General features: G+C 67.3%; 24 protein-coding genes. 16 read left to right on the forward strand and 8 right to left on the reverse strand.

The window, feature by feature from the left end; translation table 11 throughout:
* Nucleotides 1-464 precede the first annotated feature (464 nt).
* The 3 genes from BLQ74_RS13625 to BLQ74_RS13635 all read right to left on the reverse strand — a co-directional run bounded on the left by BLQ74_RS13625 (nucleotide 465) and on the right by BLQ74_RS13635 (nucleotide 3,488).
* Nucleotides 465-1,391 (reverse strand): sigma 54-interacting transcriptional regulator, encoded by a 927-nt coding sequence (locus BLQ74_RS13625; RefSeq protein WP_425287492.1) that lies wholly within the window; start codon nucleotides 1,389-1,391, stop codon nucleotides 465-467.
* On the reverse strand, nucleotides 1,381-2,571 hold the full coding sequence (locus BLQ74_RS13630; protein WP_090263127.1) for a trans-sulfuration enzyme family protein: 1,191 nt from the start codon (nucleotides 2,569-2,571) through the stop codon (nucleotides 1,381-1,383). The genes BLQ74_RS13625 and BLQ74_RS13630 overlap by 11 nt, the downstream gene beginning before the upstream one ends.
* 137 nt (nucleotides 2,572-2,708) lie before the next feature.
* The gene (locus BLQ74_RS13635; RefSeq protein ID WP_090263128.1) at nucleotides 2,709-3,488 is read right to left on the reverse strand and encodes a MetQ/NlpA family ABC transporter substrate-binding protein; all 780 of its coding nucleotides are present in this window, start codon (nucleotides 3,486-3,488) and stop codon (nucleotides 2,709-2,711) included.
* A gap of 453 nt (nucleotides 3,489-3,941) precedes the next feature.
* On the opposite strand from BLQ74_RS13635, the gene BLQ74_RS13640 reads away from it, so the two are divergent.
* The 3 genes from BLQ74_RS13640 to BLQ74_RS13650 are packed head-to-tail and all read left to right on the forward strand — an operon-like array spanning nucleotide 3,942 to nucleotide 6,546.
* Nucleotides 3,942-5,378, forward strand: a complete 1,437-nt coding sequence (locus BLQ74_RS13640; protein WP_090263129.1) for a cytochrome ubiquinol oxidase subunit I — start codon at nucleotides 3,942-3,944, stop codon at nucleotides 5,376-5,378.
* Between the two features lie 3 nt (nucleotides 5,379-5,381).
* Complete coding sequence (gene cydB / locus BLQ74_RS13645) at nucleotides 5,382-6,389, forward strand: cytochrome d ubiquinol oxidase subunit II (protein ID WP_090263130.1); 1,008 nt, start codon at nucleotides 5,382-5,384, stop codon at nucleotides 6,387-6,389.
* Between the two features lie 10 nt (nucleotides 6,390-6,399).
* Nucleotides 6,400-6,546 carry a DUF2474 domain-containing protein gene (locus BLQ74_RS13650; protein ID WP_090263131.1) on the forward strand — a complete coding sequence of 49 codons (147 nt, stop codon included), beginning with the start codon at nucleotides 6,400-6,402 and terminating at the stop codon, nucleotides 6,544-6,546.
* A gap of 126 nt (nucleotides 6,547-6,672) precedes the next feature.
* Here the strand turns inward: BLQ74_RS13650 and BLQ74_RS13655 are convergent, their stop codons facing one another.
* Entirely contained in the window at nucleotides 6,673-7,884 is a 1,212-nt protein-coding gene (locus BLQ74_RS13655) for an MFS transporter (protein WP_090263132.1), read from the reverse strand.
* A 300-nt stretch (nucleotides 7,885-8,184) separates the two neighbouring features.
* On the opposite strand from BLQ74_RS13655, the gene BLQ74_RS13660 reads away from it, so the two are divergent.
* The 5 genes from BLQ74_RS13660 to BLQ74_RS13680 are packed head-to-tail and all read left to right on the forward strand — an operon-like array spanning nucleotide 8,185 to nucleotide 14,327.
* Nucleotides 8,185-11,016 carry a xanthine dehydrogenase family protein molybdopterin-binding subunit gene (locus BLQ74_RS13660; RefSeq protein WP_090263133.1) on the forward strand — a complete coding sequence of 944 codons (2,832 nt, stop codon included), beginning with the start codon at nucleotides 8,185-8,187 and terminating at the stop codon, nucleotides 11,014-11,016.
* On the forward strand, nucleotides 11,009-11,548 hold the full coding sequence (locus tag BLQ74_RS13665; RefSeq protein WP_090263134.1) for a (2Fe-2S)-binding protein: 540 nt from the start codon (nucleotides 11,009-11,011) through the stop codon (nucleotides 11,546-11,548). Before BLQ74_RS13660 ends, BLQ74_RS13665 begins: the two co-directional genes overlap by 8 nt.
* Nucleotides 11,549-11,550: 2 nt before the next feature.
* A complete protein-coding gene (locus tag BLQ74_RS13670; RefSeq protein ID WP_090263135.1) occupies nucleotides 11,551-12,792 on the forward strand; it encodes a c-type cytochrome in 1,242 nt (413 codons plus the stop codon).
* Between the two features lie 3 nt (nucleotides 12,793-12,795).
* Nucleotides 12,796-13,764, forward strand: a complete 969-nt coding sequence (locus tag BLQ74_RS13675) for an XdhC family protein (protein ID WP_090263136.1) — start codon at nucleotides 12,796-12,798, stop codon at nucleotides 13,762-13,764.
* Nucleotides 13,761-14,327 (forward strand): nucleotidyltransferase family protein, encoded by a 567-nt coding sequence (locus tag BLQ74_RS13680; protein WP_090263137.1) that lies wholly within the window; start codon nucleotides 13,761-13,763, stop codon nucleotides 14,325-14,327. Before BLQ74_RS13675 ends, BLQ74_RS13680 begins: the two co-directional genes overlap by 4 nt.
* On the opposite strand, the gene BLQ74_RS13685 is transcribed toward BLQ74_RS13680, so the two are convergent.
* Both BLQ74_RS13685 and BLQ74_RS13690 read right to left on the reverse strand, forming a co-directional pair.
* Nucleotides 14,324-15,199: an alpha/beta fold hydrolase gene (locus BLQ74_RS13685; protein WP_090263138.1), complete on the reverse strand. Its 876-nt coding sequence runs from the start codon at nucleotides 15,197-15,199 to the stop codon at nucleotides 14,324-14,326. The genes BLQ74_RS13680 and BLQ74_RS13685 overlap by 4 nt on opposite strands.
* Before the next feature lie 74 nt (nucleotides 15,200-15,273).
* The gene (locus tag BLQ74_RS13690; RefSeq protein WP_090263139.1) at nucleotides 15,274-16,398 is read right to left on the reverse strand and encodes a methyltransferase; all 1,125 of its coding nucleotides are present in this window, start codon (nucleotides 16,396-16,398) and stop codon (nucleotides 15,274-15,276) included.
* A gap of 71 nt (nucleotides 16,399-16,469) precedes the next feature.
* On the opposite strand from BLQ74_RS13690, the gene BLQ74_RS13695 reads away from it, so the two are divergent.
* Nucleotides 16,470-17,246 (forward strand): ferredoxin--NADP reductase, encoded by a 777-nt coding sequence (locus BLQ74_RS13695; RefSeq protein ID WP_090263140.1) that lies wholly within the window; start codon nucleotides 16,470-16,472, stop codon nucleotides 17,244-17,246.
* Between the two features lie 52 nt (nucleotides 17,247-17,298).
* Here the strand turns inward: BLQ74_RS13695 and mscL are convergent, their stop codons facing one another.
* A complete protein-coding gene (mscL, locus tag BLQ74_RS13700; protein ID WP_090263141.1) occupies nucleotides 17,299-17,703 on the reverse strand; it encodes a large-conductance mechanosensitive channel protein MscL in 405 nt (134 codons plus the stop codon).
* Nucleotides 17,704-17,884: 181 nt separating this feature from the next.
* On the opposite strand from mscL, the gene BLQ74_RS13705 reads away from it, so the two are divergent.
* The 3 genes from BLQ74_RS13705 (at nucleotide 17,885) to radA (ending at nucleotide 19,865) form a co-directional block, all read left to right on the forward strand.
* Nucleotides 17,885-18,127 (forward strand): HP1242/YdcH family protein, encoded by a 243-nt coding sequence (locus tag BLQ74_RS13705; protein ID WP_090263142.1) that lies wholly within the window; start codon nucleotides 17,885-17,887, stop codon nucleotides 18,125-18,127.
* Nucleotides 18,128-18,224: 97 nt separating this feature from the next.
* Nucleotides 18,225-18,446 carry a hypothetical protein gene (locus BLQ74_RS13710; protein ID WP_244507190.1) on the forward strand — a complete coding sequence of 74 codons (222 nt, stop codon included), beginning with the start codon at nucleotides 18,225-18,227 and terminating at the stop codon, nucleotides 18,444-18,446.
* Nucleotides 18,447-18,500: 54 nt separating this feature from the next.
* On the forward strand, nucleotides 18,501-19,865 hold the full coding sequence (gene radA / locus BLQ74_RS13715) for a DNA repair protein RadA (RefSeq protein ID WP_090263144.1): 1,365 nt from the start codon (nucleotides 18,501-18,503) through the stop codon (nucleotides 19,863-19,865).
* A gap of 18 nt (nucleotides 19,866-19,883) precedes the next feature.
* Here radA and BLQ74_RS13720 read toward each other — a convergent pair whose 3' ends face one another.
* Nucleotides 19,884-20,252, reverse strand: coding sequence for a PilZ domain-containing protein (locus tag BLQ74_RS13720; RefSeq protein WP_090263145.1), 369 nt, complete (start codon nucleotides 20,250-20,252; stop codon nucleotides 19,884-19,886).
* A gap of 175 nt (nucleotides 20,253-20,427) precedes the next feature.
* On the opposite strand from BLQ74_RS13720, the gene BLQ74_RS13725 reads away from it, so the two are divergent.
* The 4 genes from BLQ74_RS13725 to yjiA all read left to right on the forward strand — a co-directional run bounded on the left by BLQ74_RS13725 (nucleotide 20,428) and on the right by yjiA (nucleotide 24,470).
* Nucleotides 20,428-20,934, forward strand: a complete 507-nt coding sequence (locus BLQ74_RS13725) for a DUF3015 domain-containing protein (protein WP_090263146.1) — start codon at nucleotides 20,428-20,430, stop codon at nucleotides 20,932-20,934.
* 189 nt (nucleotides 20,935-21,123) lie between these two features.
* Nucleotides 21,124-23,190, forward strand: coding sequence for a carbon starvation CstA family protein (locus BLQ74_RS13730; protein WP_090263147.1), 2,067 nt, complete (start codon nucleotides 21,124-21,126; stop codon nucleotides 23,188-23,190).
* 15 nt (nucleotides 23,191-23,205) lie between these two features.
* Entirely contained in the window at nucleotides 23,206-23,409 is a 204-nt protein-coding gene (locus BLQ74_RS13735) for a YbdD/YjiX family protein (protein WP_090263148.1), read from the forward strand.
* A 77-nt stretch (nucleotides 23,410-23,486) separates the two neighbouring features.
* Nucleotides 23,487-24,470: a GTPase gene (gene yjiA, locus BLQ74_RS13740; RefSeq protein ID WP_090263149.1), complete on the forward strand. Its 984-nt coding sequence runs from the start codon at nucleotides 23,487-23,489 to the stop codon at nucleotides 24,468-24,470.
* The last annotated feature ends 107 nt before the right edge of the window (nucleotides 24,471-24,577 follow it).

Here is a 24,577-nt window from a genome sequence, read left to right on the forward strand (position 1 = left end):
CAGAGGCATGCAGGGAAGCGGGGAGAGACGACGCGGGCAGGGAAGGGGATGGCGTTGCGCAGGCACCGCCGCCAGGCCTCCACAACGGGGCCTGGCAGCGGGACTGTGGCTTACTTGCGGCGGGCTTTCACGCGGCGATCGGCGTGGCGCTCCGGGTTGACCTGCGGCGGGGTGTGCAGGAAGGCGGTGGCGGCGAAGAAGCTGGCAAGTGCGGCAAAGCTGGTCACGATGGTCTCCTCGGTCCGGGAAGTTGGTTGAGGCCGGACGCGATGGGGCGAATTCTCGCCGGGGCAGATGACAGAAAGAAGTTGAAACGGCTGATGGTGAGTATTGCGGCCAATGATGGAGGCCCCGGCACGCACCGTCGGCCGGCAACGTAGGATGGGACGAGCGCAGCGATTCCCATGCGGCCAGCGCCGATGGGTCTTGCAGGCTCCAGCCATCCTACGCAGCCGCGCAGCGGTTCATTCGGCCAGCAGGGCGCGTAGCTGTTCGCGCGCGCCGGGCAGTTGCAGCAGGCGCCGTAGGTCGTCCAGTGCAACCACGGGGGCGCCGCTGGAGAAGTTCAGGTGTTCCGGCAGCACTTCGTCGCCCGGGCTGACCAGCAGGGCGAAGTGGATGACGTTTTCCAGCTCGCGAATGTTGCCCGGCCAGGAGTAGCTCTCCAGCGCCGCCTGGGCCGCCGTGCCGATCTGCGGCACCGGCAGTTCGAGGCGTTGCGCGTGCACGCCGAGGAAGTATTCGGCCAGGGGCAGGATGTCGCCGATCCGCTGGCGCAGCGGCGGCAGCTCCAGGTTGCCGTCGGCCAGGTACTGTTGCAGGCCTTCGAGGAATTTGCCGGCGCTGACCGCCTGGGCCAGGTCGATGCTGGTCGCCACCACCAGACGCACGTCCAGCGGGATCGGTTCGCGGGCGCCGACGCGCAGCACCTCGCGCTCCTGCAGGACGCGCAGCAGTTTCTCCTGCAAGGCCAGCGGCAGGTCGGCGATTTCGTCCAGGTAGAGGGTGCCGCCCTGGGCCGAGCCGAACCAGCCGGCGCGGCTGCCCACCGGGCCGTTGTGCGCGCCGGGGGCGTAACCGAACAGTTCGGCCTCGGCGTAGGTGCGGCTGAGCGCGCCGCAGCTCACCGCGACGAACAGGCCGGGGCGCTCGCTGGCGCGGTGGATATGCCGCGCCAGCAGTTCCTTGCCGGTGCCGGTTTCGCCACGGATCAGGAGCGGCTGGCTGCCCGGCGCGAGGCGCTCGACCTCGTCACGCACCTGGTGCGAGCGCGGATCGAAGAACACCAGGGCCTTGGCACGGATGCTCAGCGGACTTTTGTCGGCGTCGGGGAAGGTCAGCAGCGGCTGAGGGACTTTCATGGGGATTCTCCTTGGCCGCTCAGAGCGCATCCAGCGCCTGCAGGAAGTCGGCGATGATGTCTTCACTGTCCTCGATGCCCACCGAGACGCGGAGGGTGCCATCGTGGATCTCCAGTTGCGCCAGGGCTGCGGCGGACAGTGCGCGGTGCGAGGTCTTGCCGGGGTGGGTGATGCTGCTCGCGACGCCGGCCAGGGACGGCGCGAAAACGGCGCGCTGGAGCAGGCCGATCAGCCGGTCGACCTGGTCCAGGCCGCCCTTGAGGGTGAAGGCGAGCATGCCCGAGGCGCCCTTGCGGAACAGTCGCCGGGCCAGTGCGTGGTCGGGGTGCGAGGGCAGGCCGGGGTAATGCACGCGGGCCACCTGCGGATGGCCTTCGAGGGCCTCGGCCAGCGCCTGGGCGTTGCGCGAATGGGCGGCCATGCGCAAGGCCAGGGTCTTGGCGCCGCGGAAGGTCAGCCAGCTCTCGAAGGGGCTGGCGCTGCCGCCGGCGTTGATCTGGAAGCGCCGCGCCTGGGCGATCCACTCGGCATCGCCGACCAGCACGCCGCCAGTGGCGTCGCTGTGGCCGTTGAGGTACTTGGTGGTGCTGTGGATGACCAGGTCGGCGCCGTCGCGCAGCGGCTGGTAGAGCACCGGCGAGAGGAAGGTGTTGTCCACCAGCAGCTTGAGACCGTGTGCGTGGGCCAGGGCCGCCAGCGCCGGCACGTCGCTGACGCGCACCAGCGGGTTGGAGGCGGTCTCGGTGTAGATCAGCCGGGTGCGCGGGGTGATGGCCGCGCGCACCGCGTCGAGGTCGGCGATATCGACCAGGCTGGCGCCGATGCCGAAGCGCGCCAGTTCCTTCTCGATCAGGCTCTGGGTGGTGCCGTACAGCTCGCGGCTGGCGATCAGGTGGTCGCCGGCTGACAGGCGGCCGAGCAGCGCGGCGGCGATGGCGGCCATGCCGGAGGCGGAGAACAGGGCATCCTCGCCGCCCTCCAGGTCGCGCAGCAGCTCCTCGACGGCGCTGTGGTTGGGATTGCCGAGGCGCGTGTACATGTAGTTGTCGGGGTTGCCGGCGAGGAAGTCGTCGACCTGCTCCAGGGAGTCGTAGACGAATACCGAGGTCTGGTAGATCGGCTGGGTCTTGGCCCGGGTGACCATTCTCCGGTCGCTGTCCTGGCCGCTGTGCACCGCGCGGGTGGATGGGCCTTGGGCGCTGTCGCTCATGGCGGGTACCTCATCGATTGCGCGCCTCCGTCGGGCGGAGGCCGGGAAAAAGCCAACGCCGGCGCGCGAACCGGACCGGCGTTGCAAGCGGGCGCGTTATCCGGCGCCCGGCGTGGGAGTCGCTGTGGCGACGCGGATCAGAAGGCCGGTACCACCGCGCCGTTGTATTTCTTCTCGATGAATTCCTTCACCTGCGGGCTGGTCAGGGCGGCGGATAGCTTCTTCAGCGCATCGCTGTCCTTGTTGTCCGGACGCGCCACCAGGTAGTTCACGTAGGGCGAGTTGCGGTCTTCCAGCACCAAGGCGTCCTTCACCGGGTTGAGCTTGGCCTCCAGGGCGTAGTTGGTGTTGATCAGGTCCAGGTCGACCTGGTCCAGCACGCGTGGCAGCAGCGCCGATTCGAGTTCCTTGAACTTCAGGTGCCTGGGGTTCTCGGCGATGTCTTTCGGGGTCGCCAGGGCGTTGCTCGGGTCTTTCAGTTTGATCAGCCCGGCCTTCTGCAGAAGGATCAGCGCGCGGCCGCTGTTGCTGCCCTCGTTGGGCAGGGCGACGGTGGCGCCATCCGGCAGTTCGCTGAGCGACTTGTACTTCTTCGAGTAGCCGCCGAAGGGTTCGACGTGCACGCCGGTCACGGTCACCAGGTGGGTGCCCTTGCCCTTGTTGAAGTTGTCCAGGTACGGCTTGGTCTGGAAGTAGTTGGCGTCCAGGTGTTTCTCGGCGACCTGGACGTTGGGCTGCACGTAGTCGGTGAAGACTTTCACTTCCAGGTCCACGCCTTCCTTCGCCAGGGTCGGCTTGATCAGTTCGAGGATCTCCGCGTGGGGGACCGGCGTGGCGGCGACCACCAGTTTCTCGTTGGCGTTGACCGAGGCACTGAAGGCGGCGGCGATGGCAGTCAGAAGCAGCAGTTTTTTCATGGCGATGTCCTTGTAGGGCAATGTGCCGGCGTGGTCGCGACTCGTGGTCGGTCGGATGAACCTGGCGGGTAGGTGGCTCGGGTCTCTCTGGAGGGGCCCGTTGCAGGCAAAATTAGCGGGATTTTTTATTCCAATAAAATATTATTTATTCATCTGATTATTCTTTTATTGAATATAAAAACTGAGTCAGCGTGCCGCGCGACAGCCTGCCGCGCGGCAACCCACCACGGCGGAAAATTCGCCCCTGCGACGTAAGATCGGCGCGCTCCATTGCTCTGCATCAAGACATCCGGCGAACTTTTCTGCTCGCCGCCGAAGGAGCGGATGTGCGCCTGCGCCGATCCGTTCCTCGCACAAGAATCCACCAGGATCACGCATGAATTGCCGGTGCCCGTGCGCCGGCGTGCTGCCCGCTGCGTGCAGCGACGGGCGTCAACCTGATGAGGTAACGTCATGTTGGGTTTAGAGGCGCTAGAACTGGCGCGAATCCAGTTCGCATTCACCGTCTCCTTCCACATCATCTTCCCGGCCATCACCATCGGCCTCGCCAGCTACCTGGCGGTGCTCGAAGGGCTATGGCTGAAGTCCGGCGAAGAGGTCTACCGCGACCTGTACCATTTCTGGTCGAAGATATTCGCCGTCAACTTCGGCATGGGCGTGGTGTCCGGGCTGGTCATGGCCTACCAGTTCGGTACCAACTGGAGCCGCTTTTCCAGCTATGCCGGAAGCATCACCGGGCCCCTGCTGACCTATGAGGTGCTCACCGCCTTCTTCCTCGAAGCCGGTTTCCTCGGCGTCATGCTGTTCGGCTGGAACCGCGTCGGCCGCGGCCTGCACTACTTCGCCACGGTGATGGTGGCGATCGGCACGCTGATCTCGACCTTCTGGATTCTCTCCTCCAACAGCTGGATGCAGACCCCGCAGGGTTACCAGGTGCTCGACGGCCGCCTGGTGCCGGTGGACTGGCTGGCGGTGGTGTTCAACCCGTCCTTCCCCTATCGCCTGGCGCACATGGCCATCGCTTCCTTCCTCGCCACCGCCTGCTTCGTCGGTGCCTCGGCGGCCTGGCACCTGCTGCGCGGACGCGACACCCCGGCGCTCCGCAAGATGCTCTCGATGGCCATGTGGATGGCCCTGCTGGTGGCGCCGGTCCAGGCCCTGGTCGGCGACGCCCATGGGCTCAATACCCTGGAGCACCAGCCGGCGAAGATCGCCGCCATCGAAGGCCACTGGGACAACAGCGAGGGTGGACCGACCCCGCTGATCCTCTTCGGCCTGCCGGACATGCAGCGCGAGGAAACCCGCTTCAAGCTGGAAATCCCGCTGCTCGGCAGCCTGATCCTCAAGCACAGCCTGAGCGAGCCGATCCCGGCGCTGAAGGACTTCCCGGCGCAGGACCGGCCCAACTCGACCATCGTCTTCTGGTCGTTCCGGGTCATGGTCGGCCTCGGCCTGGCGATGATCCTGCTCGGCCTCTGGAGCCTCTGGCTGCGCTGGCGCGGCGGCTTGTTCGAGAGCCGCGCCTTCCTGCGCCTGGCGTTGTGGATGGGGCCGTCCGGGCTGATCGCGGTGCTCGCCGGCTGGTTCACCACCGAGATCGGCCGCCAGCCCTGGGTGGTCTACGGGCTGATGCGCACCGCCGACGCGGCGTCCAGCCACAGCAGCGTGCAGATGAGCCTGACCCTGGTGACCTTCGTGCTGGTGTACTTCTCGCTGTTCGGCGTCGGCATCGGCTACATGATGCGCCTGGTGCGCAAGGGCCCGGTGACCCACGAAGGGCGCGAGGCCAGCGACGGCGGCGCCGGTCGCCCACGCACGCCGGCACGGCCGCTGTCGGCGACGCTGGAGGGCTTCGACGACGAATCCGACAACCCGGGCGCGAGGAACTGAATCATGGGTATCGATCTTCCGCTGATCTGGGCCGTCATCATCATCTTCGGCGTGATGATGTACGTGGTGATGGACGGCTTCGACCTGGGCATCGGCATGCTCTATCCGTTCTTCAAGGACGATGCCGACCGCGATGTGATGATGAATACCGTGGCGCCGGTCTGGGACGGCAACGAAACCTGGCTGGTGCTCGGTGGCGCGGCGCTCTTCGGTGCCTTCCCGATGGCCTATTCGGTGGTGCTCTCGGCGCTCTACCTGCCGCTGGTGTTCATGCTCGTGGGGCTGATCTTCCGTGGCGTGGCCTTCGAGTTCCGCTTCAAGGCCAAGGCGCACAAACGGCACATTTGGGACAAGGCCTTCATCGGCGGTTCGCTGGCGGCGACCTTCTTCCAGGGCGTGGCGCTGGGCGCCTTCATCGAAGGCATTCCGGTGGCCGACGGGCAATTCGCCGGCGGCTCGCTGGACTGGCTGGCGCCGTTCCCGCTGTTCTGTGGCCTGGCGCTGATCGTCGCCTACAGCCTGCTCGGCTGCACCTGGCTGATCATGAAGACCGAAGGCCGCCTGCAGCAGCGCATGCACGACCTGGCGCGGCCGCTGGCCCTGGTGCTGCTGGTGGTGATCGGCATCGTCAGCCTGTGGACGCCGCTGGCCCACACGCAGATCGCCCAGCGCTGGTTCAGCCTGCCCAACCTGTTCTGGTTCCTGCCGGTGCCGCTGCTGGTGCTGCTGAGCTTCTACGCGCTGCTGCGCTCGGTGGCGAACAACGACCATGTGATGCCGTTCGTGCTCACCCTGGTGCTGATCTTCCTCGGCTACAGCGGCCTGGGCATCAGCCTGTGGCCGAACATCATCCCGCCGGGGGTGAGCATCCAGGCCGCCTCGGCGCCGCCGCAGAGCCAGGGCTTCATGCTGGTCGGCGCGCTCTTCATCCTGCCCTTCATCCTCGGCTACACCGCCTGGAGCTACTACGTGTTCCGCGGCAAGGTGAAGCACGGCGACGGCTACCACTGAGGGTGCGGACATGAAACCGGAACACGCGAACGCGCCGCTGGCCAAACGCCTGGGCTGGCTGCTGCTGATCTGGGCGGGCAGCGTCGCCGCCCTCGGCGTGGCGGCCTGGCTGATGCGCCTGCTGATGAGCGCGGCGGGGCTCGGCACGCCGCACTGACGACTCCCATCCGGGCGCTCCTTGCGCCCGTCGCCCCCGCCTTGGCGGGGGCTTTTTTATGCGCCGGCGCTTGCCGTATGGCGGATCAGCGTGAACGGTTATGCGTCCTACGCCCTCGCACTGGCCTCAGTGCAGCTTGTCGCGCTTGGCCAGGGTCGGGAACAGCTTGATCCAGGCGCCAGTGACGAGCAGCGTGCCGACGCCGCCGAGCACCACTGCCGGCACGGTGCCGAACCAGTGCGCGGTGAGGCCGGACTCGAACTCGCCGAGCTGGTTCGAGGCGCCGATGAACAGGCCGTTCACCGCGCTGACCCGGCCGCGCATTTCGTCCGGGGTTTCCAGCTGCACGAAGGCGCCACGGATCACCATGCTGATCATGTCCGCCGCGCCGAGCACCACCAGCACCGCCAGCGACAGCCAGAACGAGGTCGAGAGGCCGAAGGCGATGGTCGCCACGCCGAAGATGCCCACCGCGAGGAACATGATCCGTCCGACGTTGCGCTCGATGGGGACGTGCGCCAGCCAGAAGGACATCAGCAGCGCGCCCAGCGCCGGTGCCGAGCGCAGCAGGCCGAGGCCCCAGGGGCCGGTGAGCAGGATGTCCTTGGCGAACACCGGCAGCAGCGCGGTGGCGCCGCCGAGGAGCACGGCGAACAGGTCCAGGGAGATGGCGCCGAAGATATCCGGGCGGCTGCGGATGAAGCGGATGCCGGCCAGCAGCGACTCCAGCGTAGCCTTGCCCTGGGTCGCCGGCTGCTGCCGCGAAGGCAGGCTCAGGACCAGCGTGCAGGCCATCAGGTAGAGCAGCGCGGTGGGCGCGTAGACCCAGAAGGCACCGAAGGCGTAGAGCAGCCCGCCAAGGGCCGGCGCGGCGATGGTCGCGGCCTGCATGGCCGAGGCCGAGGCGGCCACCGCGCGCGGGAACAGCCCGGGCGGCACGATGTTCGGCAGCAGCGCCTGGGTGGTCGGCATCTCGAAGGCGCGCGCGCTGCCGAGCAGGAAGGCGAGGACGAAAATCATCTCGCGGCTGACGCTGCCGGTGCTGGCGCCGAGTACCAGGGCCAGCGCCACCAGGCCCTGGCCGGCCTGGCAGATGGCCGCCACCTTGCGCCGGTCGTAGCGGTCGGCGACATGCCCGGTGTGCAGCATGAAGAGCACCCGTGGGATGAACTCGACCAGGCCGACCAGGCCGAGGTCGAGCACGTTGTGGGTCAGCTCGTACATGTGCCAGCCGATGGCCACGGTGAGCATCTGGAAGCCGCTGGCGGTGCACACACGGGCCAGCCAGAAAGCGAGGAAGGGGCGGTGACGGAGCAGTGAGGTGGCGTCGGCGGACATGCTGGCGAGGCTACTGATTAGGAGGCTAAGGAAAAGCCCACGAGCCTAGCACTCGTCGAATATCTGAAGGAATAGTCATTCGCTTCTTTGCGATTTCCGATTTTTCCTAGGGGCTTATGCGCAGCTGGCCTTTTGCCGGGATCGTGGTCGCTGCGTAAGGTTGACGCCTCGGTCAGGAAATGTCCGGACGCCGTGGCCCGCTCGCCGGCCGCGCTCTCAGTTCACCTGCCTTATCGCCGTTGTTCGTCCAGTACCCCATAACGAAATGGGCGGGATCGCCACCGCCCCGAAGGATGCTTCATGTCCAAATCTGATCTTTCCCGGCGTGCCTTTCTCCAGGGCGGCCTGGTCGCGGGTGTCAGCGTGACCCTGGCGCCGCTCGGCAGCCGGGCCTTCGCGGCCCTGATGGAAAACCGCGTAACCCTGCCGGCCGAGCGCTGGATCGGCCACGACAACCGGGCCCGCTCGCGCATCGACGCGCTGTCCAAGGTCTGCGGCGACAAGGTGTTCGCCCGCGACATCCGCGCCCAGGACATGCCCGGCTGGCCGCAGCGGCAAGGCCACGCCCTGTTGCTCAAGACCTTGCGCGCCGACCGCATCTACGAAGGCTTCGACCTCGGCTTGCTGGGCGACGATTGGCAGCCGGATCGCATCGTCAGCGCCTATGACCTGCAGCGCGACGGCATCGTCTTCCCCGAGGCCCATGGTCCCGATCCGCTGTTGCCGCCGGGCAAGGTGCCGATGTTCATCGGTCAGCCGGTGGCGATCCTCATCTGGCACGACTTCGAGCGCTATCGCCAGGCCAAGCGCACGTTGAAGTTCAACGACCGGGCGCTGCGCTACGGCGCCCAGGCGCCGCTGTTCCAGGGCGAGCCCTACGGCAGCTTCCGCTATGTACGGGTCGGCGGCGCGCGTTCGGCGGACGAGGATGAGTTCTCCAGCCTGAAGGACTCGATCCTGTTCCCGCTGATCCGCAACCGTAAGCCGGTGTGGGACCAGCAGCCGCGCGAGCATGGCAGCCTCACCGAGCAAGGGCTGTTCTACGCAGCGAAGATTCAGCAGCAGATCGACAACCCGCCGGCCGATTGGCTGGTCTTCGACGAGCGCTACCGCACCCCGTCCATCGAGCCGGCGGCCATGGAAGCGGACAACGGCAACGGCTGGTACGACCCGGCGAGCAAGACCCTGCACTTCGTGGTCGCCACCCAGTGCCCGCAGGAGGTCGCGCAGGAGACCGCGCGCATGCTGGCGCCCTCGCGCTTCGGCCTGCGCACGCTCAACCTGCACCCCGGCTATACGGTCGGCTACGGCTCCAAGGATCACAACATCTTCGTCTACTACGCGGCCCTCGCGGCGCTGTACGGCGAGGGCGTGCCGGTGCGCCTGGCCAACGATCGCTACGAACAGTTCCAGAGCGGCATCAAGCGCCACGCCTTCGATATCCGCTACCAATTGGCGGTGGACAAGCGCGACCTGGGGTTCAAGGTGTTCCGCGCCGAGATGAGCGCCGACGGCGGCGGCCGCGCCAACTACAGTGCCTCGGTGGTGGCGGTGGGCGCGACGGCGGCGCAGTCCATCTACTACATGCCGCAGAGCGACCTGCAGGCCAGCGCCTACCACTCGCGCGGCGTCGAGGCCGGCTCCATGCGCGGCTACGGCACCCTGCAGAGCATGGCCGCGACCGAAATGATGGTCGATGAAATCGCCGAGCGCCTGGGCGTCGACGCCATCGAGCTGCGCCGGCGCAACGCCCTGCGTTCGGGAATGAAAAACACCCAGGGTGCGGTGCCCGCCGGTGCCCTGCGCCTGCACGAGCTGCTCGACAAGGCCGCCGCCCATGCGGTCTGGAAGAACCGTGCCGCGCGCAAGCAGCGTTTCGACGCGGAGGACCCGGACAACCACTACGGGGTCGGTTTCGCCATTTGCCAGAAGGACTTCGGCACGGGGGCGGAGGCGCCCATGGCGAGTCTTGAGTTCGACGCCAACGGGCACATCCGCCTGCGCCACATCGGCATCGAGCTGGGCACCGGCATGGCCACCTCGCAGGCGCTGGTGGCGGCGGACTTCCTCGGTCGCCCGGCCGACCAGGTGAAGACCGCCGAGACCGACTGGGCGGAGCTGCAACTGCTCAGCGGCGACGACCCTTACACCCTGGACCAGGCCACCCAGGAGCGGAAGCTGCGCAACCCGCGCTGGGTCGGCAAGTACGCCTCGGCCTCGTCAGCGACCAACTCGGCCTATTACTTCAGCCACGCCACCCGCGAGGCGGCGCGCGTGCTGTTCAACCATGGTCTGTGGCCGGCGGCGCTGGAACTCTGGGGGCAGGGGCCGTATGGCGGCCAGGCCAACCCTTACGTGGTGCGCCGCGAGGACGCCCGCTGGGTCGATGACCGGCTCAGCGCCAATGGCCTGGAGCCGCTGCCCTTCGCCCTGCTGGCCAGGCATGCCCATGAGCGCGGCCTGGTCACTGGCGCCACGGTGCATGCTTTCAACCGCTGGCACTGGGCGGAAAGCGAGTTCCGCATCGACGGCGTGAGCGAGCGCCTGCCGCTGGACGGCCTGGCGCTGAAGTATGGCGATGGCGCGTCGCCGGCGAAGAAGGCGCAGATGAGCAGCGCCGGCTTCCACCTGCTCGACCGGCAGAATGTCAGTTATCCGCCGGTGCAGTTGAACAACGCCGCGGTGACCTACTACAGCCCCGTCGCCACCCTGGTCGAACTGAAGGTCAACAAAGGCACCCACGAGGTGCAGGTGCTCAGCCATCGTTCCTGGGTCGAGTGCGGCCGCGTGCTGGTGCCGGAGCTGGTCAAGGGACAGATCGAGGGCGGTACCGCCATGGGCCTGGGCCATGCGCTGCTGGAGGAAATGCCGTTGCACGAAGGCGGCCCGGCCGAGGGCGACTGGAACTTCAACCGCTACCGCCTGCCGCGCGCCAAGGATGTCGCGGTATGGACGCAGAGCGCGGAAATCCTCCCGCCGCTGTCCGACAGCGATCCATCCAAGGGCATCGCCGAGGTGGTGATGATTCCCATCGTCGCCGCCATCGGTAATGCCGTGGCCCACGCCATCGGCAAACGGGTCCGCGACCTGCCCCTCACGCCCGCGCGCATCAAGGAGGCCCTGAATGGCTAAGCGTCCGCTGCAACTGACCCTCAACGGTCAAACCGTCGCCTCGGCCGAGGTCGCCGACGACCTGCCGATGATCGACTACCTGCACGAATACCAGAACCTCACCGGTTCGCGACTGGGCTGCGGCCAGGGCATCTGCCACGCTTGTGTGGTGATCGTCGACCACCCGGACGGCAGCAGCGAACAGGTGCGCACCTGCATCACCGGCGCGCACTGGTTCGACGGCAAACGGGTGCGCACCATCGAAGGCCATGCCACGCGCGATGCCAAGGGGGAGGTCAGTGCGTTGAACCCGATCCAGCAGAAGTTCGTCGAGCGTTTCGCCTTCCAGTGCAGCTACTGCGCGCCGGGCTTCGTCAACGCCGCCACCGTGCTGCTGGAAAAGGCCCAGCGCCAGCCGCTGAAGAAGAGCGAGCTGGAGTCGGCCATCGAGGACAGCCTTGGCCAGCACATCTGCCGCTGCACCGGCTATGTGCGTTACTACGATGCCACGCGCGAGGTGCTCAGCGACCTCGGCCTGGTCCGGGAGGGTTGACCATGCGCCGACTGCTAAGCGGTTTCGCCCTGAGCGCGGGCCTCGGTCTCTGCGCCAGCGCCCTGGCCGCCGATGCCGAGCTGATCCAGCGCGGCGAATACCTGGCGCGCGCCGCCGACTGCGAGGCCTGCCACACCGCGCCCGGCGGCGCGCCCTTCGCCGGCGGTCTGGCGCTCGCCTCGCCGTTCGGCGTCATCTACGGCAGCAACATCACCCCGGACAAGGAACATGGCATCGGTGACTACAGCGCCGACGACTTCTACGCCGCCCTCACCCAGGGCAAGCGCAGGGACGGCGCCAACCTCTATCCGGCGATGCCCTACACCGCCTACCGGCAGATCGAGCGCGCCGACGCCGACGCCATCCTCGCCTACCTGCAGAGCCTGGCGCCGGTACACCGCGCCACGCCCGAGACGCGCCTGGACTTCCCGTTCAACCTGCGCCTCGGGCTGAGCGGCTGGAACCTGCTCTACGCCAAGGACCTCGCGCTGCCGAGCGGCGACGGCAAGAGCGCCGCCTGGCAGCGCGGCCAGTACCTGGTCGAGGTCCTCGGCCATTGCGGCGAATGCCACACCCCGCGCAACGTCGCCGGCGCCCTGCGGCAGGACCAGCGGTTGTCCGGCGGCGTGCTGAACGGCTACCTGGCGCCCAGCCTGCTGGCCGGCGACCTGGCCGCGCGCGGCTGGAACCCCGCCGACCTGGCGAGCTTCCTGGAGCACGGCATGAGCGCCCAGGGCAGCATGTTCAGTGAGATGTTCGCGGTGCAGCACCACAGCACCCGGCACCTGCAGCGCGCCGACCTCGACGCCATGGCCACCTACCTGCTGGGCGAGCAGCCGCCGCCAGCCAGGGTCATCGTCGCGCTGGCCTACCCGCAGCTCAGCGACAGCGCCAAGCGCGGCCGTCAGCAGTACCTGAACCTCTGCGCCGGCTGTCATGGCGTGGAGGGCGAAGGCAAACCGCACATCGCCGTGGCCATGCAGGGCAACACCTCGCTGCGCCTGGCCGATGCGCGCAACCTGCTGCGGGTGGTGCTCGACGGCATCGCCGAGCAACCCTTCGGCGGTTTCGAACGCATGCAGCCGATGCCGGCGTTCGCCGACAAACTGGATGACGCGCAGCTCACCGATCTGCTCAACTATCTGCGTCAGACCTGGGGCGGCCTGCCCGGCGATCTCGACACCCAGGCTCTGTCGCCACTCAAATCCGCTACTGCGCCGGCCCCCGCCGGCAAGGTGATGTAACGCGTGCAACACCTCGATCTTCACGTGATTCGCCAGGCGCTCCGTTGGTCCAGCGAGGCGCAGCGCGTCTGGCTGTGTACGGTGCTGTTCACCTATGGCTCGGCGCCGCGCGCGCCGGGTTCGCTGCTGGCGGTGAACGCCCGCGGGCAGTGGGTCGGCTCCTTGTCCGGCGGCTGCGTCGAGGATGATTTCCTCGAACGCGTGGCCGCTGGCGAGTTCGCCGGGCCGGTGGCGCTGGTGCGCTACGGCGAGGGCGATCCGCGCTCGTCTATCCGCCTGCCCTGCGGCGGCGTCCTCGACGTGCTGGTGGAGAACCTGGCGCCGGACTGTGCGGTGCAAGCGCACCTGCGCGAACTGGAGTCGGCGCTGCTCGGCCAGCGTCGCTTGCTTCGCGAGGTCAGCCTGGCCGATGGCGCGCGCAGCCTGCGCGACGACCACAGCCACGGCCCTCGGGTCGAGCGTGACGAACAGCGCGTGCAACTGCGTGTCGGCGCCGCGCAACGCCTGCTGCTCGCCGGCTATTCCAGTGTGGCCCATGCCTGCGCCGAGTTCGGCAAGGGCCTGGGCTTCGAAGTCATCCTCTGCGACCCGCGCGAGGAAGCCCTGGACGGTGTCGAGCTGAGCGGCGTGGAAATCCGCCGCGAGCTGCCGTCGATCTTCATCGCCAACGGCGGCTGCCATGCCGACACCGCGGTGGTGGCGCTGACCCATGACCCGAAGATCGACGACCTGGCCATGCTCGAAGCGGTGCGCACCCAAGCCTTCTATATCGGCGTGATGGGGTCGCGCACCACCTCGGCCAAGCGCATCGAACGCCTGCGCCGGGTCGGTGGGCTGAACGACACGGAACTGGCGCGCATCCATGCGCCCATCGGCCTCAACCTGGGCAGCAAGACGCCGGCGGAAATCGCCCTGGCGGTGCTCGCCGACATTCTCCGCACGCGCAGCGGCATCGCCCGCGAGCAACTGTGAGCGCGGTCGTCGCCCTGCTGCTGGCGGCCGGCCAGGGCCGGCGCTTCGGCGCCGACAAGCGCCTGGCGCGACTGGGCGATGGACGCACCCTGCTGGCCGCGAGCCTGGCCAATGCCCGCGCGGCGTTCAGCGAGGTGCTGGTGGTCGTGCGCGCGGACGACGAACCGGGCGCGCTCGGCTTGCCGCTGGCCAGCCCGCTGCTGCGTTGTGCGCAGGCCGAGGCCGGCATGGGCCACAGCCTGGCCGCCGGCGTCGCGGCGCTGGTCGATGGCGCGGCGGACAGCGTCGCCATCCTCCTCGCCGACATGCCCTGGATCGCCCCCGCGACCCTCGCGCAATTGGCGGCGCAGGCCGACCCGCGGCGCATCGTTTTTCCCCTGTATCGCGGCGAGCGCGGTCATCCGGTGCTGTTCGGCCGGGCGTTCTGGGCGGAGTTGTGCGCCTTGCACGGCGACGAAGGGGCCCGCGCGGTGCTGCAGGCGCATCGCGAAGCCTGGCTGGCCGTGGAGGTTGCGGACGCGGGCGTGCTGCGCGACGTGGATACCCCGGCTGCGCTCGGCTAGCGCGGCGCCATCCAGTCGCCGATCAGTGGCCAGAGCTCCTCGCTGGCGTTGCGCGACAGCACCAGGCGGTTGTGGCTGTAGTCCTCGCGGAAGCCACTGTGCTTGCCGCACAGCCGACAATCCGCATCGTCGCCGCCGAAGGCTTCCACCAGCGCCTGGCAGCCCGCCGCCGGAGCGATGAAGCGGTCGCCGCTGCCGGCCAGGCCGAGCACCGGCAGGCGTGCCTCGGCGAGCGAGGCGAGGTAATCGAAGCCGTCCAGGCCGTCGAAGCGACCGCGCAGGTTCCACTGGCACCACTGGCGCATCAGTCGCGCGCTCTCCGCCTCCGGGCCGATGCTGCGGCGCCGTTGCGGCGCCACGCGGCGGCCGCGCAGCAGCAGGTCGTAGGCGTGGATCAGCAGCCGATGGCGCAGTGTGCCGCCGGCCGCCGTCGCTTGCGAACCAAGCAGCACCAGCCCGCGCAGGCGCTCGCCGGCCAGGCGAGGATTGCGCGCGGCCCACATCGAGGCGATCAGCCCGCCGCCGGAATGGCCGATCCAGAACGCCGCCGGCTGGCCGCTGCGCTGGCCGACGGCATCGAGCACCGCCGGCACGTCATGCTCGGCTACCTCGTCGAAGCTGTGGCGGAACTCGCCGCGATCGCTGCCGCCATGCCCGCGCCAGTCGAACACCCAGCAGGCGAAACCGCGTTCGGCCAACTGCTCGGCCAGGCCCAGGCAACTGCGGTAGTTGGAGAAGGTGCCATGGGTGAGGATCACCGCCGGGCCTTCGGCGGCGCCGATGCGGTACAGCGCCAGCCGCAGGCCGTCGCGGGTGCGGATGTGCTCCACGGGGAGCGCGGCGCTGGCGAAGGCGCTGCTGGGGGTTGGCATGGCAGTGTGTCCTGACTCGCGAAAGGGCTAGAGCATCCTGCTCCTGGCCACGCCCGCCAGGCAACCGCGGCCGCTTACTTGGTCGCTTTAAGCACCACGAATTTCGGATTCGCCGCCACCTGCTCGACGCCGCGGAACAGGCGTTTGAGCTTGGCGTGGTAGCCGAGGTGGCGATTGCCGACGATCCACAGCTCGCCACCCTTGCGCAGGGCATGGCGGGCCTGCTGGAACATGCGCCAGGCGAGGAAGTCGCCGACCACCTGCTGCTGGTGGAAGGGCGGGTTGCACAGCACCACGTCGAGCGAGTCCGCCGGCTGTCCGGCGAGGCCGTCGGCGGCGCGGAACTCCGCGTCGCGCTCGCCGAGGGCGGCACGCCAGTTCGCCTGCGCCGACTGCACGGCCATGAAGGATTCGTCGACCAGCAGGTAGTGCGCCTGCGGGTTGTCCAGCGCACTGGCGATGGCGAGGATGCCGTTGCCGCAGCCGAGGTCCGCCACTCGCGCCGCGCCCAGGTGTTGCGGCAGGTGCGGGAGGAAGGCGCGGGTGCCGATGTCCAGGCCTTCGCGGCAGAACAGGTTGGCGTGGTTGAGCAGCTCCAGCGCGGGCTGTTCCACGCGGTAGCGGCTCGGGTAGGGGGAGCGCGGTGCGCTCTTATCCACAGGCGTGGCGAACAGCAGACGGGCTTTCTTCTCCGCCAGCGAGGCCTGTACCGGGCCGACGTAGGTTTCCAGCAGGTCGCCGGCGGCGCGCGGCAGGTGCTTGACCATGGCGCCGGCGATCACCCGCGCGCCCGGCGCCAGCCGCCCGTGCAGGCGGATCAGTTGCTCCTCCAGCAGGGCCAGGGTCTTGGGCACACGGATCAGCACCAGGTCGAAGGGCCCGGCGGGCGTCTCGCTGGCTGGCACGAACGTCACCGCGTCGGCGGCCAGGGCGTTGCGTGCGAGGTTCTTCTGCAGGGCCAGGGCGGCGAGGAAGGAGTCGCCGCTGCTGGTCACCCGGGCCTGGCCGGCGAGGCTGGCGGCGAGGGCACCGAAGCCATCGTTGAGCACCAGCACCCGGCTGTCGGCGTTCAGGCCGTCGGCGGCGACCTGGCGCAGCAGGTATTCATCGGCGGCGTCGAAGGCCTGCAAGGGGTCGTTCGGCTGCTCCGGCTGGCGGATCAGGTCGAGCTGGGAAAAGGCGCTGGAAAATATAGGCATATGAACTGGCGGTGTTTCTCGGCCCCTCGATGCGAGAGACTTGTACAAAGCTTTTGGATTGGGAGCGGAGTATGACCGCCAGCGAAGAGAAGTTCACCCGTCAGACGTTGCTCGATGTGCAGCCGCTGACCCCCAGCCTGTTCACCCTGCGCACCACCCGCGACGCCGGCTTCCGCTTCCGCGCCGGGCAGTTCGCGCGCCTCGGCGTGTACAAAGCGAGCGGCAGCATCGCCTGGCGCGCCTACTCGATGGTTTCGGCGCCGCACGACGAGTTCCTCGAATTCTTCTCCATCGTGGTGCCGGGCGGCGAGTTCACCAGCGAGCTGAGCCAATTGCGCGAAGGCGACCAGTTGCTGGTGGATCGCCAGGCGTTCGGCTTCCTCACCCTCGATCGCTTCGTCGATGGCCGCGACCTCTGGCTGCTGGCCACCGGCACCGGGCTGGCGCCGTTCCTGTCGATTCTCCAGGACTTCGAGGTGTGGGAGCGCTTCGACAGCATCAAGCTGGTCTACAGCGTGCGCGAGGCCCGCGAGCTGGCCTACCGCGAGCTGATCGCCGGGCTGGCGCAGCGCGACTACCTGGCGGACTACGCGCACAAGCTGCAGTTCATCCCGCTGGTGACCCGCGAGCAGGTGCCGGGTTGCCTGGGCGGGCGGATCACCACGCTGATCGAGAACGGCGAACTGGAACGCGCCGCCGGCCTGGCGCTGAGCCCCGAGCATTCGCGGGTGATGCTCTGCGGCAACCCGCAGATGATCGAAGACACCCGTGCGGTGCTCAAGGCGCGCGGCATGAACCTGGCGCTGACGCGCAAGCCGGGGCAGGTGGCGGTGGAGAATTACTGGTAAACGGCCATGAAAAAGGGCCCCTTTGGGGCCCTGTCGGTGTTGCTCGCCGTGCTCAGGGCTTGTTCTGCTGGTTCTTCAACAGGTCACGGATTTCGCTGAGCAGTTCCTGCTCCTTGGTCGGCGCGGCCGGCGCCACCGCTTCTTCGCGCTTGAAGCGGTTGATCGCCTTGATGCCGAGGAAGATGGCGAAGGCGACGATCAGGAAGTCCAGGCAGGTCTGGATGAACTTGCCGTAGGCCATTACCACGGCCGGCGCCTTGCCCTCGGCGGCCTTGAGGGTGATCGCCAGGTCGGAGAAGTCCACCCCGCCGATCAGCAGGCCGATCGGCGGCATGATCACATCGCCGACGAAAGACGTGACTATCTTGCCGAAGGCGGCGCCGATGATGATACCGACGGCCATGTCGACCACATTGCCCTTGACGGCGAAGGCCTTGAATTCGCTTAGCAGACTCATGCACAGACTCCTTTCAGAAGAGGGGGGACAGGGGCAGTTTAGCGGTCGCGCCGCGCTGCGGCAGCATAGACCCGCGGGCGCGGAAAAATTCCCCCATGACGCGGCATGACCGGCGGTTCTGGGCGAATGACGGCGGTGGGCTAGGCTGAAAAGGTCATCCACCCAACCCAGGAGGTCCGCCATGCCGCTAGAGCACCATCCATTGGCCCGGGAGTTCCCCGATCACCGTGCCCGGCTCGCCAAACTCTTCGAGGAAGACAGCAACTTCGCCCGCCTCGCCGGCACCTACGAGGCGCTCGACCGGCGGATATTCGAGGTCGAGGATGGCCGCGCGGCGCTCGATGACCTCGCGCTCAACAGCCTCAAACTGCAACGCGTGACGCTCAAGGACGAGATCGCCGAACTCCTGCAGCGACCCGCCTGAGCTTGACCCGAGTCAAGGGTCTTATGAGGGGCCAGGCGTAGGCTCCTGTCATCTATTTCCTGCTGGTGTTCATACCATGCGTAAAGAGCCGCGTTTGTTGAGCAAGACTGCCCGCCCCGCCCTCAAGGACACTGTCGATCCGCGCCAGGTGCAGGAGCGCCTGGTGCGCCTGAAGCTGCAGTACGAATTGCTGGACCAGCGCATCAGTCGGGTGGAGGAGGGCGTCGAGCGCCCCGAATCCACCCTGGCGGCCCTGCGCATGCGCCGTGAAGGCCTGCGCTACGACATGGAGTGCCAGTACCGCCGCCTGGCGGGCTGAAGCACCGGCGCCGACAGGCTATGATGCGGGCTTTGTCTTCGACGGAGTCCGCCCATGGCCAAGGCCAAGCGCTTGTATGGCTGCACCGAGTGCGGCGCCACCTTCCCCAAGTGGGCCGGGCAGTGCGCTGACTGCGGGGCCTGGAACACCCTGGTCGAAACCGTCGTGGAAAGCGCCCCGAGTGGCGCTTCCGGGCGTGGCGGCTGGGCTGGCCAGCAGGCCAACATCAAGACCCTGGCGGAAGTCAGCGTCGAGGAGATGCCACGTTTCAGCACCGCGTCCGCCGAACTCGACCGGGTTCTGGGCGGCGGCCTGGTGGATGGCTCGGTGGTGCTCATCGGCGGCGATCCCGGCATCGGCAAGTCGACCATCCTCCTGCAGACCCTGTGCAACATCGCCAGCCGCATGCCGGCGCTCTACGTCACTGGCGAGGAGTCGCAGCAGCAGGTGGCCATGCGCGCCCGGCGCCTGGGGCTGCCGGAAGACAAGCTCAAGGTCATGACCGAGACCAGCATCGAAAGCATCATCGCCACGGCGCGCCACGAGCAGCCCAAGGTGATGGTGATCGACTCGATCCAGACCATCTTCACCGAACAACTGCAATCCGCCCCCGGCGGCGTCGCCCAGGTGCGCGAGAGCGCCGCGTTGCTGGTGCGTTTCGCCAAGCAGAGCGGCACGGCGATCTTCCTCGTCGGCCACGTCACCAAGGAAGGCGCCCTGGCCGGTCCGCGGGTGCTCGAACACATGGTCGACACCGTGCTCTATTTCGAGGGTGAATCCGACGGCCGCCTGCGCTTGTTGCGGGCGGTGAAGAACCGCTTCGGCGCGGTCAACGAGCTGGGCGTGTTCGCCATGACCGACCGTGGCCTGAAGGAAGTCTCCAACCCCTCGGCGATCTTCCTCACCCGCGCCCAGGAGTCGGTGTCCGGCAGCGTGGTCATGGCCACCTGGGAAGGCTCGCGACCGATGCTGGTGGAGGTGCAGGCGCTGGTCGACACCAGTCACCTGGCCAACCCGCGGCGAGTCACCCTGGGCCTGGATCAGAACCGCCTGGCCATGCTGCTGGCGGTGCTGCACCGCCACGGCGGCATTCCCACCTATGACCAGGACGTGTTCCTCAACGTGGTGGGTGGCGTGAAGGTGCTGGAGACGGCTTCCGACCTGGCGCTGATGGCGGCGGTGATGTCGAGCCTGCGCAACCGCCCGCTGGATCACCAGTTGCTGGTGTTCGGCGAGGTCGGCCTGTCCGGCGAGGTGCGCCCGGTGCCCAGTGGCCAGGAGCGCCTGAAGGAGGCGGCCAAGCATGGTTTCAAGCGCGCCATCGTGCCCAAGGGCAATGCGCCCAAGGAAGCGCCGGCGGGCTTGCAGGTGATCGCGGTGACGCGCTTGGAACAGGCGCTGGACGCCCTGTTCGAATAGCCGGCCGGGGCTGGCGCCTCAGGACTCGCCGAGCAGCGCCAGCTCGCGTTCCAGCAGGCTCTCGTCGCCGAGGTTCAGCTCCACCAGGCGCCGCAGGTGGCTGATCGAGTCCAGGTCGATATGCCGGCAGGTGAATCCGAGCAGGCCTTCGCGTTCCCAGGCCAGGTCCGCGTCCATGTAGACGTTGACGTCGAAGCCCAGGTAGATGCGTACCTGGAACGGCTGCGACGCATCGCCACGCCAGGCCTCCGGCCGCTCCGCCAGCAGCCCCTGCAGGGACAGATCCTGCAGTACCACTTTCCAGCGCTGCTCGCCTTGGCTGATTTCCGTGCCGGCATCGAAGGCGACACGCTGGAAGCGCCGCCGCTCGGCGTGTTGCTCACTCATCTCGGGGCTCCTGGAACGTTCTCGTTCGCCACACTATAGCCAAGCCAACGGCCTGTCGTCAGACAGGCGTCACGGAGAATTCCCCGCTGTCTTGAGGGGGTATCGATTTGACAGCACCCCACCCCTCGCCAAAGCTCCATACGCTGAACCAACATTTTTCTGCGGAGTGCGGAGCATGGACAAAAAAACACTGAGCAAGGGTTTGATCTTCGCGGTACTGAGCGCCGCCAGCCTGTTGGCGCAAGCCGAGGATGCCGAAGGCAAGGGGTGCGGTTGGGGCAACATGGTCTTCGACGGGCAGCGCGGCCTGATTCCGCACCTGCTGGCAACCACCACCAACGCCACCTCGGGCAACGCCACCTTCGGCCTGACCTCCGGCACCAACGGCTGCGATGCCAACGCCCGTATCGGTTACGGCGGCCGCTCGATCTTCGCCATGAACGGCATGCTCGACAACATCGCTGAGGACATGGCCAAGGGCCGCGGGGAAGCCCTGGACGCCTATGCCACCCTGCTCGGTATCGAGGTCAAGGATCGCGATCACTTCGCCCAGGTCACCCATCAGCACTTCGCTGAGATCTTCGCCAGCAAAGACGCCACCGGTGAACAGGTCTACCACAACACGCTGGCGGTCATGCAGCGTGACCAGGTGCTGGCGCGCTACGCCAAGCAACCGGCCTGACCGTTACCTGGCTCTGAAAAAACCCGCCGCAAGGCGGGTTTTTCTTACCCGTAGCAAGGCGCTTCGCCGCTTCGGCGAGGCGGAAATATCCCTGTAAGGGCTCTAGACTAAGGTCGTATAAATGGTTCGTGGTAAAGGACTAAAATTTTTACTGCGAATTCTCGCCTTCAATCTGTCGGAAGCCTCGCCATGAACAATAACAATAGCCCGCTACGTCATATCGCCTGGGCGATAGTGGCGATAGTCGGAGCCTGTGCCTTAGGAGTCGTGGCCCTGCGCCGCGGCGAAGCCATCAACGCGCTCTGGATCGTCGTTGCGGCGGTCGCCATCTATCTGGTCGCCTACCGCTACTACAGCCTGTTCATCGCCGACAAGGTGATGCAACTGGACCCGGCTCGGGCAACGCCCGCCGTCATCAATAACGACGGCCTGGATTACGTCCCGACCAACAAGCACATCCTCTTCGGTCACCACTTCGCCGCCATCGCCGGCGCCGGTCCGCTGGTCGGTCCGGTGCTCGCCGCGCAGATGGGCTACCTGCCCGGCACGCTCTGGCTGATCGCCGGCGTGGTGCTCGCGGGGGCGGTGCAGGACTTCATGGTGCTGTTCATCTCGACCCGTCGCAACGGCCGCTCGCTGGGCGAGCTGGTTCGCGAGGAAATGGGCCAGGTGGCGGGGACCATCGCGCTGTTCGGCGCCTTCCTGATCATGATCATCATCCTCGCCGTGCTCGCGCTGATCGTGGTGAAGGCCCTGGCCGGCAGCCCGTGGGGCATGTTCACGGTGATGGCGACCATCCCGATCGCCATCCTCATGGGCCTGTACATGCGCTATGTGCGCCCGGGCGCCATCGGCGAAATCTCCGTAATCGGCGTGGCGCTGCTGCTGGGCTCGATCTGGCTCGGCGGGCAGATCGCCGCCAGTCCCGAATGGGCGCCAGTGTTCAGCTACACCGGCGTGCAGATCACCTGGCTGCTGATCGGCTATGGAGCGGTCGCTTCGGTATTGCCGGTGTGGCTGCTGCTGGCGCCGCGCGATTACCTGTCGACCTTCCTCAAGATCGGCACCATCATCGCCCTGGCCATCGGCATCCTGATCGTCATGCCGCAACTGAAGATGCCGGCCCTGACCCAGTTCACCGACGGCACCGGCCCGGTGTGGAAAGGCGGTCTGTTCCCCTTCCTGTTCATCACCATCGCCTGCGGCGCGGTGTCCGGCTTCCACGCGCTGATCGCTTCGGGCACCACGCCCAAGCTGCTCAGCCGCGAACCCGATGCCCGCTACATCGGCTATGGCGGCATGCTCATGGAGTCCTTCGTGGCGATCATGGCGATCGTCGCGGCCTCGGTGATCGAGCCGGGCGTCTACTTCGCCATGAACAGCCCGCCGGCCGTGGTCGGCACCGACGTGGCCGCGGTGGCGACGACCGTCAGCAACTGGGGCTTCGCCATTTCGCCCGAGGTGCTCACGCAGACCGCCAAGGACATCGGCGAAACCACCATCCTGGCCCGTGCCGGTGGTGCGCCGACCCTCGCGGTGGGGATCGCGCAGATCCTCCACAGCGTGCTGCCGGGTGAGAACACCATGGCCTTCTGGTACCACTTCGCGATCCTCTTCGAGGCGCTGTTCATCCTCACCGCGGTGGACGCCGGCACCCGCGCCGGGCGCTTCATGCTGCAGGACCTGCTGGGCAATTTCGTGCCGGCACTGAAGAAGACCGACTCCTGGACCGCCAACATCATCGGTACCGGTGGTTGCGTGGCGCTGTGGGGCTGGCTGCTGTACCAGGGCGTGGTCGATCCGCTGGGCGGCATCAACACCTTGTGGCCGCTGTTCGGCATCTCCAACCAGATGCTCGCCGGTATCGCACTGATGCTGTCCACCGTGGTGCTGATCAAGATGAAGCGCCAGCAGTACGTCTGGGTGACCATGCTGCCGGCTGCCTGGCTGCTGATCTGCACCTCGACCGCGGGGCTGATCAAGCTCTTCGACTCCAACCCGGCCGTGGGCTTCATCGCTCTTGCCAACAAGTACGGCGCCGCGCTGGACGCCGGGCAGATCCTGGCTCCGGCCAAGGACATCGGCCAGATGAAGACGGTGATGATGAACTCCTACATCAATGCCGGACTGACCGTGCTCTTCCTGCTGGTGGTGTTCAGCATCCTGATTTACGCGATCAAGACCGGCACGGCAGCCTGGAGCAAGCCGGAACGCACCGACAAGGAAGCGCCGTTCCAGTCGATCCCGGAAGCCTGATGCAGGAGGTGATCCATGTTCAATGACCTCAGCCGCATGGGTAAGTATCTCGGGCAGGCCGCGCGCATGCTGGTCGGCATGCCCGACTACGACACCTACGTCGAGCACATGCGCAGCAAGCACCCGGACAAGCCGGTGATGACCTACAAGGAGTTCTTCCGCGAGCGCCAGGAAGCGCGTTACGGCGGCGGCAAGGGGCGTCCGATCCGTTGTTGTTGAACGGGTCGATCGGTGTATAAGGAAACGGGCCGCGAGCGATCGCGGCCCGTTTTCATTTCCCTGCCTGGATATTTCCCATGAGTGACTCCGTACAGTCCGCGCAGATTCCGGTGACGGTCCTCACCGGCTTCCTCGGTGCCGGCAAGACCACACTGCTGCGCCATATCCTGCAGGCCGAACACGGCCTGAAAATCGCGGTGATCGAGAACGAATTCAGCGACACGCCGATCGACGGCCAACTGCTCGGCGATGCCCCGGCGCAGGTGATGACCCTGTCCAACGGTTGCGTCTGCTGCACGATCAACAGCGACCTGGAAAAAGCCCTGTTCCTGCTGCTGGAGCGCCGCGACAACGGCGAGATCGCCTTCGACCGCCTGGTGATCGAGTGCACCGGCCTGGCCGATCCGGCGCCGGTGGCGCAGACCTTCTTCGTCGACGAGATGCTGCGCGAGCGCTACCTGCTCGACGGCATCATCACCCTGGTCGATGCCGCCAACGCCGAGCGCCACCTGCAGGAAGCCATCGCCCAGGCCCAGGTCGGGTTCGGCGACCGCATCCTGGTGAGCAAGCGCGACCTGGTCGAGGCGGACGCCTACGAGGCGCTGCTCGAACGCCTGCAGCGGATCAACCGCCGTGCGGAAATCCATCCGGTCGAGCATGGTCGTATCGACCTCGAACGGCTGCTCGACGTGCGCGGTTTCAACCTCAATGGCGAAATCGGCCTGCGTCCGCTGCGGCCGTTGCGCCCACTGGCGGCGGCCAGCGATCGCATCGCCACCCTGGTGCTGCGCAGCGACAAGCCGCTGGACGTCGAGCGCCTCAGCGAGTTCATGGACGACCTGCTGCAATGGCATGGCAACTCGCTGCTGCGCTACAAGGGCGTGCTGAACATTGCCAACGAGCCGCGCCGCCTGGTGTTCCAGGGCGTGCTGCGCCTCTATGGCTTCGATTGGGACACGCCCTGGCGCGACGACGAGGCGCGCGAGAGCGTGATCGTATTCATCGGCGACAACCTGCCGGAGGAGCAGATCCGCCAGGGCTTCGAGGCCATCACCGGCTGACTCCTCCGCTCGCGGTCATCCGCCGTGCCGGGATGGACGGATCGGCGTGGGAGGGGGAATGCGCGTTGCACTGCCAAGAAAAACGCCCGGCATCGGCCGGGCGTTTT

Origin of the sequence: Pseudomonas panipatensis (assembly GCF_900099785.1) — a bacterium.
Classification (GTDB): Bacteria; Pseudomonadota; Gammaproteobacteria; order Pseudomonadales; family Pseudomonadaceae; genus Pseudomonas; species Pseudomonas panipatensis.

Bases quoted from the DNA above. Each gene is read 5' to 3' on its own strand.
- BLQ74_RS13625 (WP_425287492.1), bottom strand. From the start codon at position 1,391: ATGCGCTCTGAGCGGCCAAGGAGAATCCCCATGAAAGTCCCTCAGCCG.
- BLQ74_RS13630 (WP_090263127.1), bottom strand. From the start codon at position 2,571: ATGAGCGACAGCGCCCAAGGCCCATCCACCCGCGCGGTGCACAGCGGC.
- BLQ74_RS13635 (WP_090263128.1), bottom strand. From the start codon at position 3,488: ATGAAAAAACTGCTGCTTCTGACTGCCATCGCCGCCGCCTTCAGTGCC.
- BLQ74_RS13640 (WP_090263129.1), top strand. From the start codon at position 3,942: ATGTTGGGTTTAGAGGCGCTAGAACTGGCGCGAATCCAGTTCGCATTC.
- cydB (WP_090263130.1), top strand. From the start codon at position 5,382: ATGGGTATCGATCTTCCGCTGATCTGGGCCGTCATCATCATCTTCGGC.
- BLQ74_RS13650 (WP_090263131.1), top strand. From the start codon at position 6,400: ATGAAACCGGAACACGCGAACGCGCCGCTGGCCAAACGCCTGGGCTGG.
- BLQ74_RS13655 (WP_090263132.1), bottom strand. From the start codon at position 7,884: ATGTCCGCCGACGCCACCTCACTGCTCCGTCACCGCCCCTTCCTCGCT.
- BLQ74_RS13660 (WP_090263133.1), top strand. From the start codon at position 8,185: ATGTCCAAATCTGATCTTTCCCGGCGTGCCTTTCTCCAGGGCGGCCTG.
- BLQ74_RS13665 (WP_090263134.1), top strand. From the start codon at position 11,009: ATGGCTAAGCGTCCGCTGCAACTGACCCTCAACGGTCAAACCGTCGCC.
- BLQ74_RS13670 (WP_090263135.1), top strand. From the start codon at position 11,551: ATGCGCCGACTGCTAAGCGGTTTCGCCCTGAGCGCGGGCCTCGGTCTC.
- BLQ74_RS13685 (WP_090263138.1), bottom strand. From the start codon at position 15,199: ATGCCAACCCCCAGCAGCGCCTTCGCCAGCGCCGCGCTCCCCGTGGAG.
- BLQ74_RS13690 (WP_090263139.1), bottom strand. From the start codon at position 16,398: ATGCCTATATTTTCCAGCGCCTTTTCCCAGCTCGACCTGATCCGCCAG.
- BLQ74_RS13695 (WP_090263140.1), top strand. From the start codon at position 16,470: ATGACCGCCAGCGAAGAGAAGTTCACCCGTCAGACGTTGCTCGATGTG.
- mscL (WP_090263141.1), bottom strand. From the start codon at position 17,703: ATGAGTCTGCTAAGCGAATTCAAGGCCTTCGCCGTCAAGGGCAATGTG.
- BLQ74_RS13705 (WP_090263142.1), top strand. From the start codon at position 17,885: ATGCCGCTAGAGCACCATCCATTGGCCCGGGAGTTCCCCGATCACCGT.
- radA (WP_090263144.1), top strand. From the start codon at position 18,501: ATGGCCAAGGCCAAGCGCTTGTATGGCTGCACCGAGTGCGGCGCCACC.
- BLQ74_RS13720 (WP_090263145.1), bottom strand. From the start codon at position 20,252: ATGAGTGAGCAACACGCCGAGCGGCGGCGCTTCCAGCGTGTCGCCTTC.
- BLQ74_RS13725 (WP_090263146.1), top strand. From the start codon at position 20,428: ATGGACAAAAAAACACTGAGCAAGGGTTTGATCTTCGCGGTACTGAGC.
- BLQ74_RS13730 (WP_090263147.1), top strand. From the start codon at position 21,124: ATGAACAATAACAATAGCCCGCTACGTCATATCGCCTGGGCGATAGTG.
- BLQ74_RS13735 (WP_090263148.1), top strand. From the start codon at position 23,206: ATGTTCAATGACCTCAGCCGCATGGGTAAGTATCTCGGGCAGGCCGCG.
- yjiA (WP_090263149.1), top strand. From the start codon at position 23,487: ATGAGTGACTCCGTACAGTCCGCGCAGATTCCGGTGACGGTCCTCACC.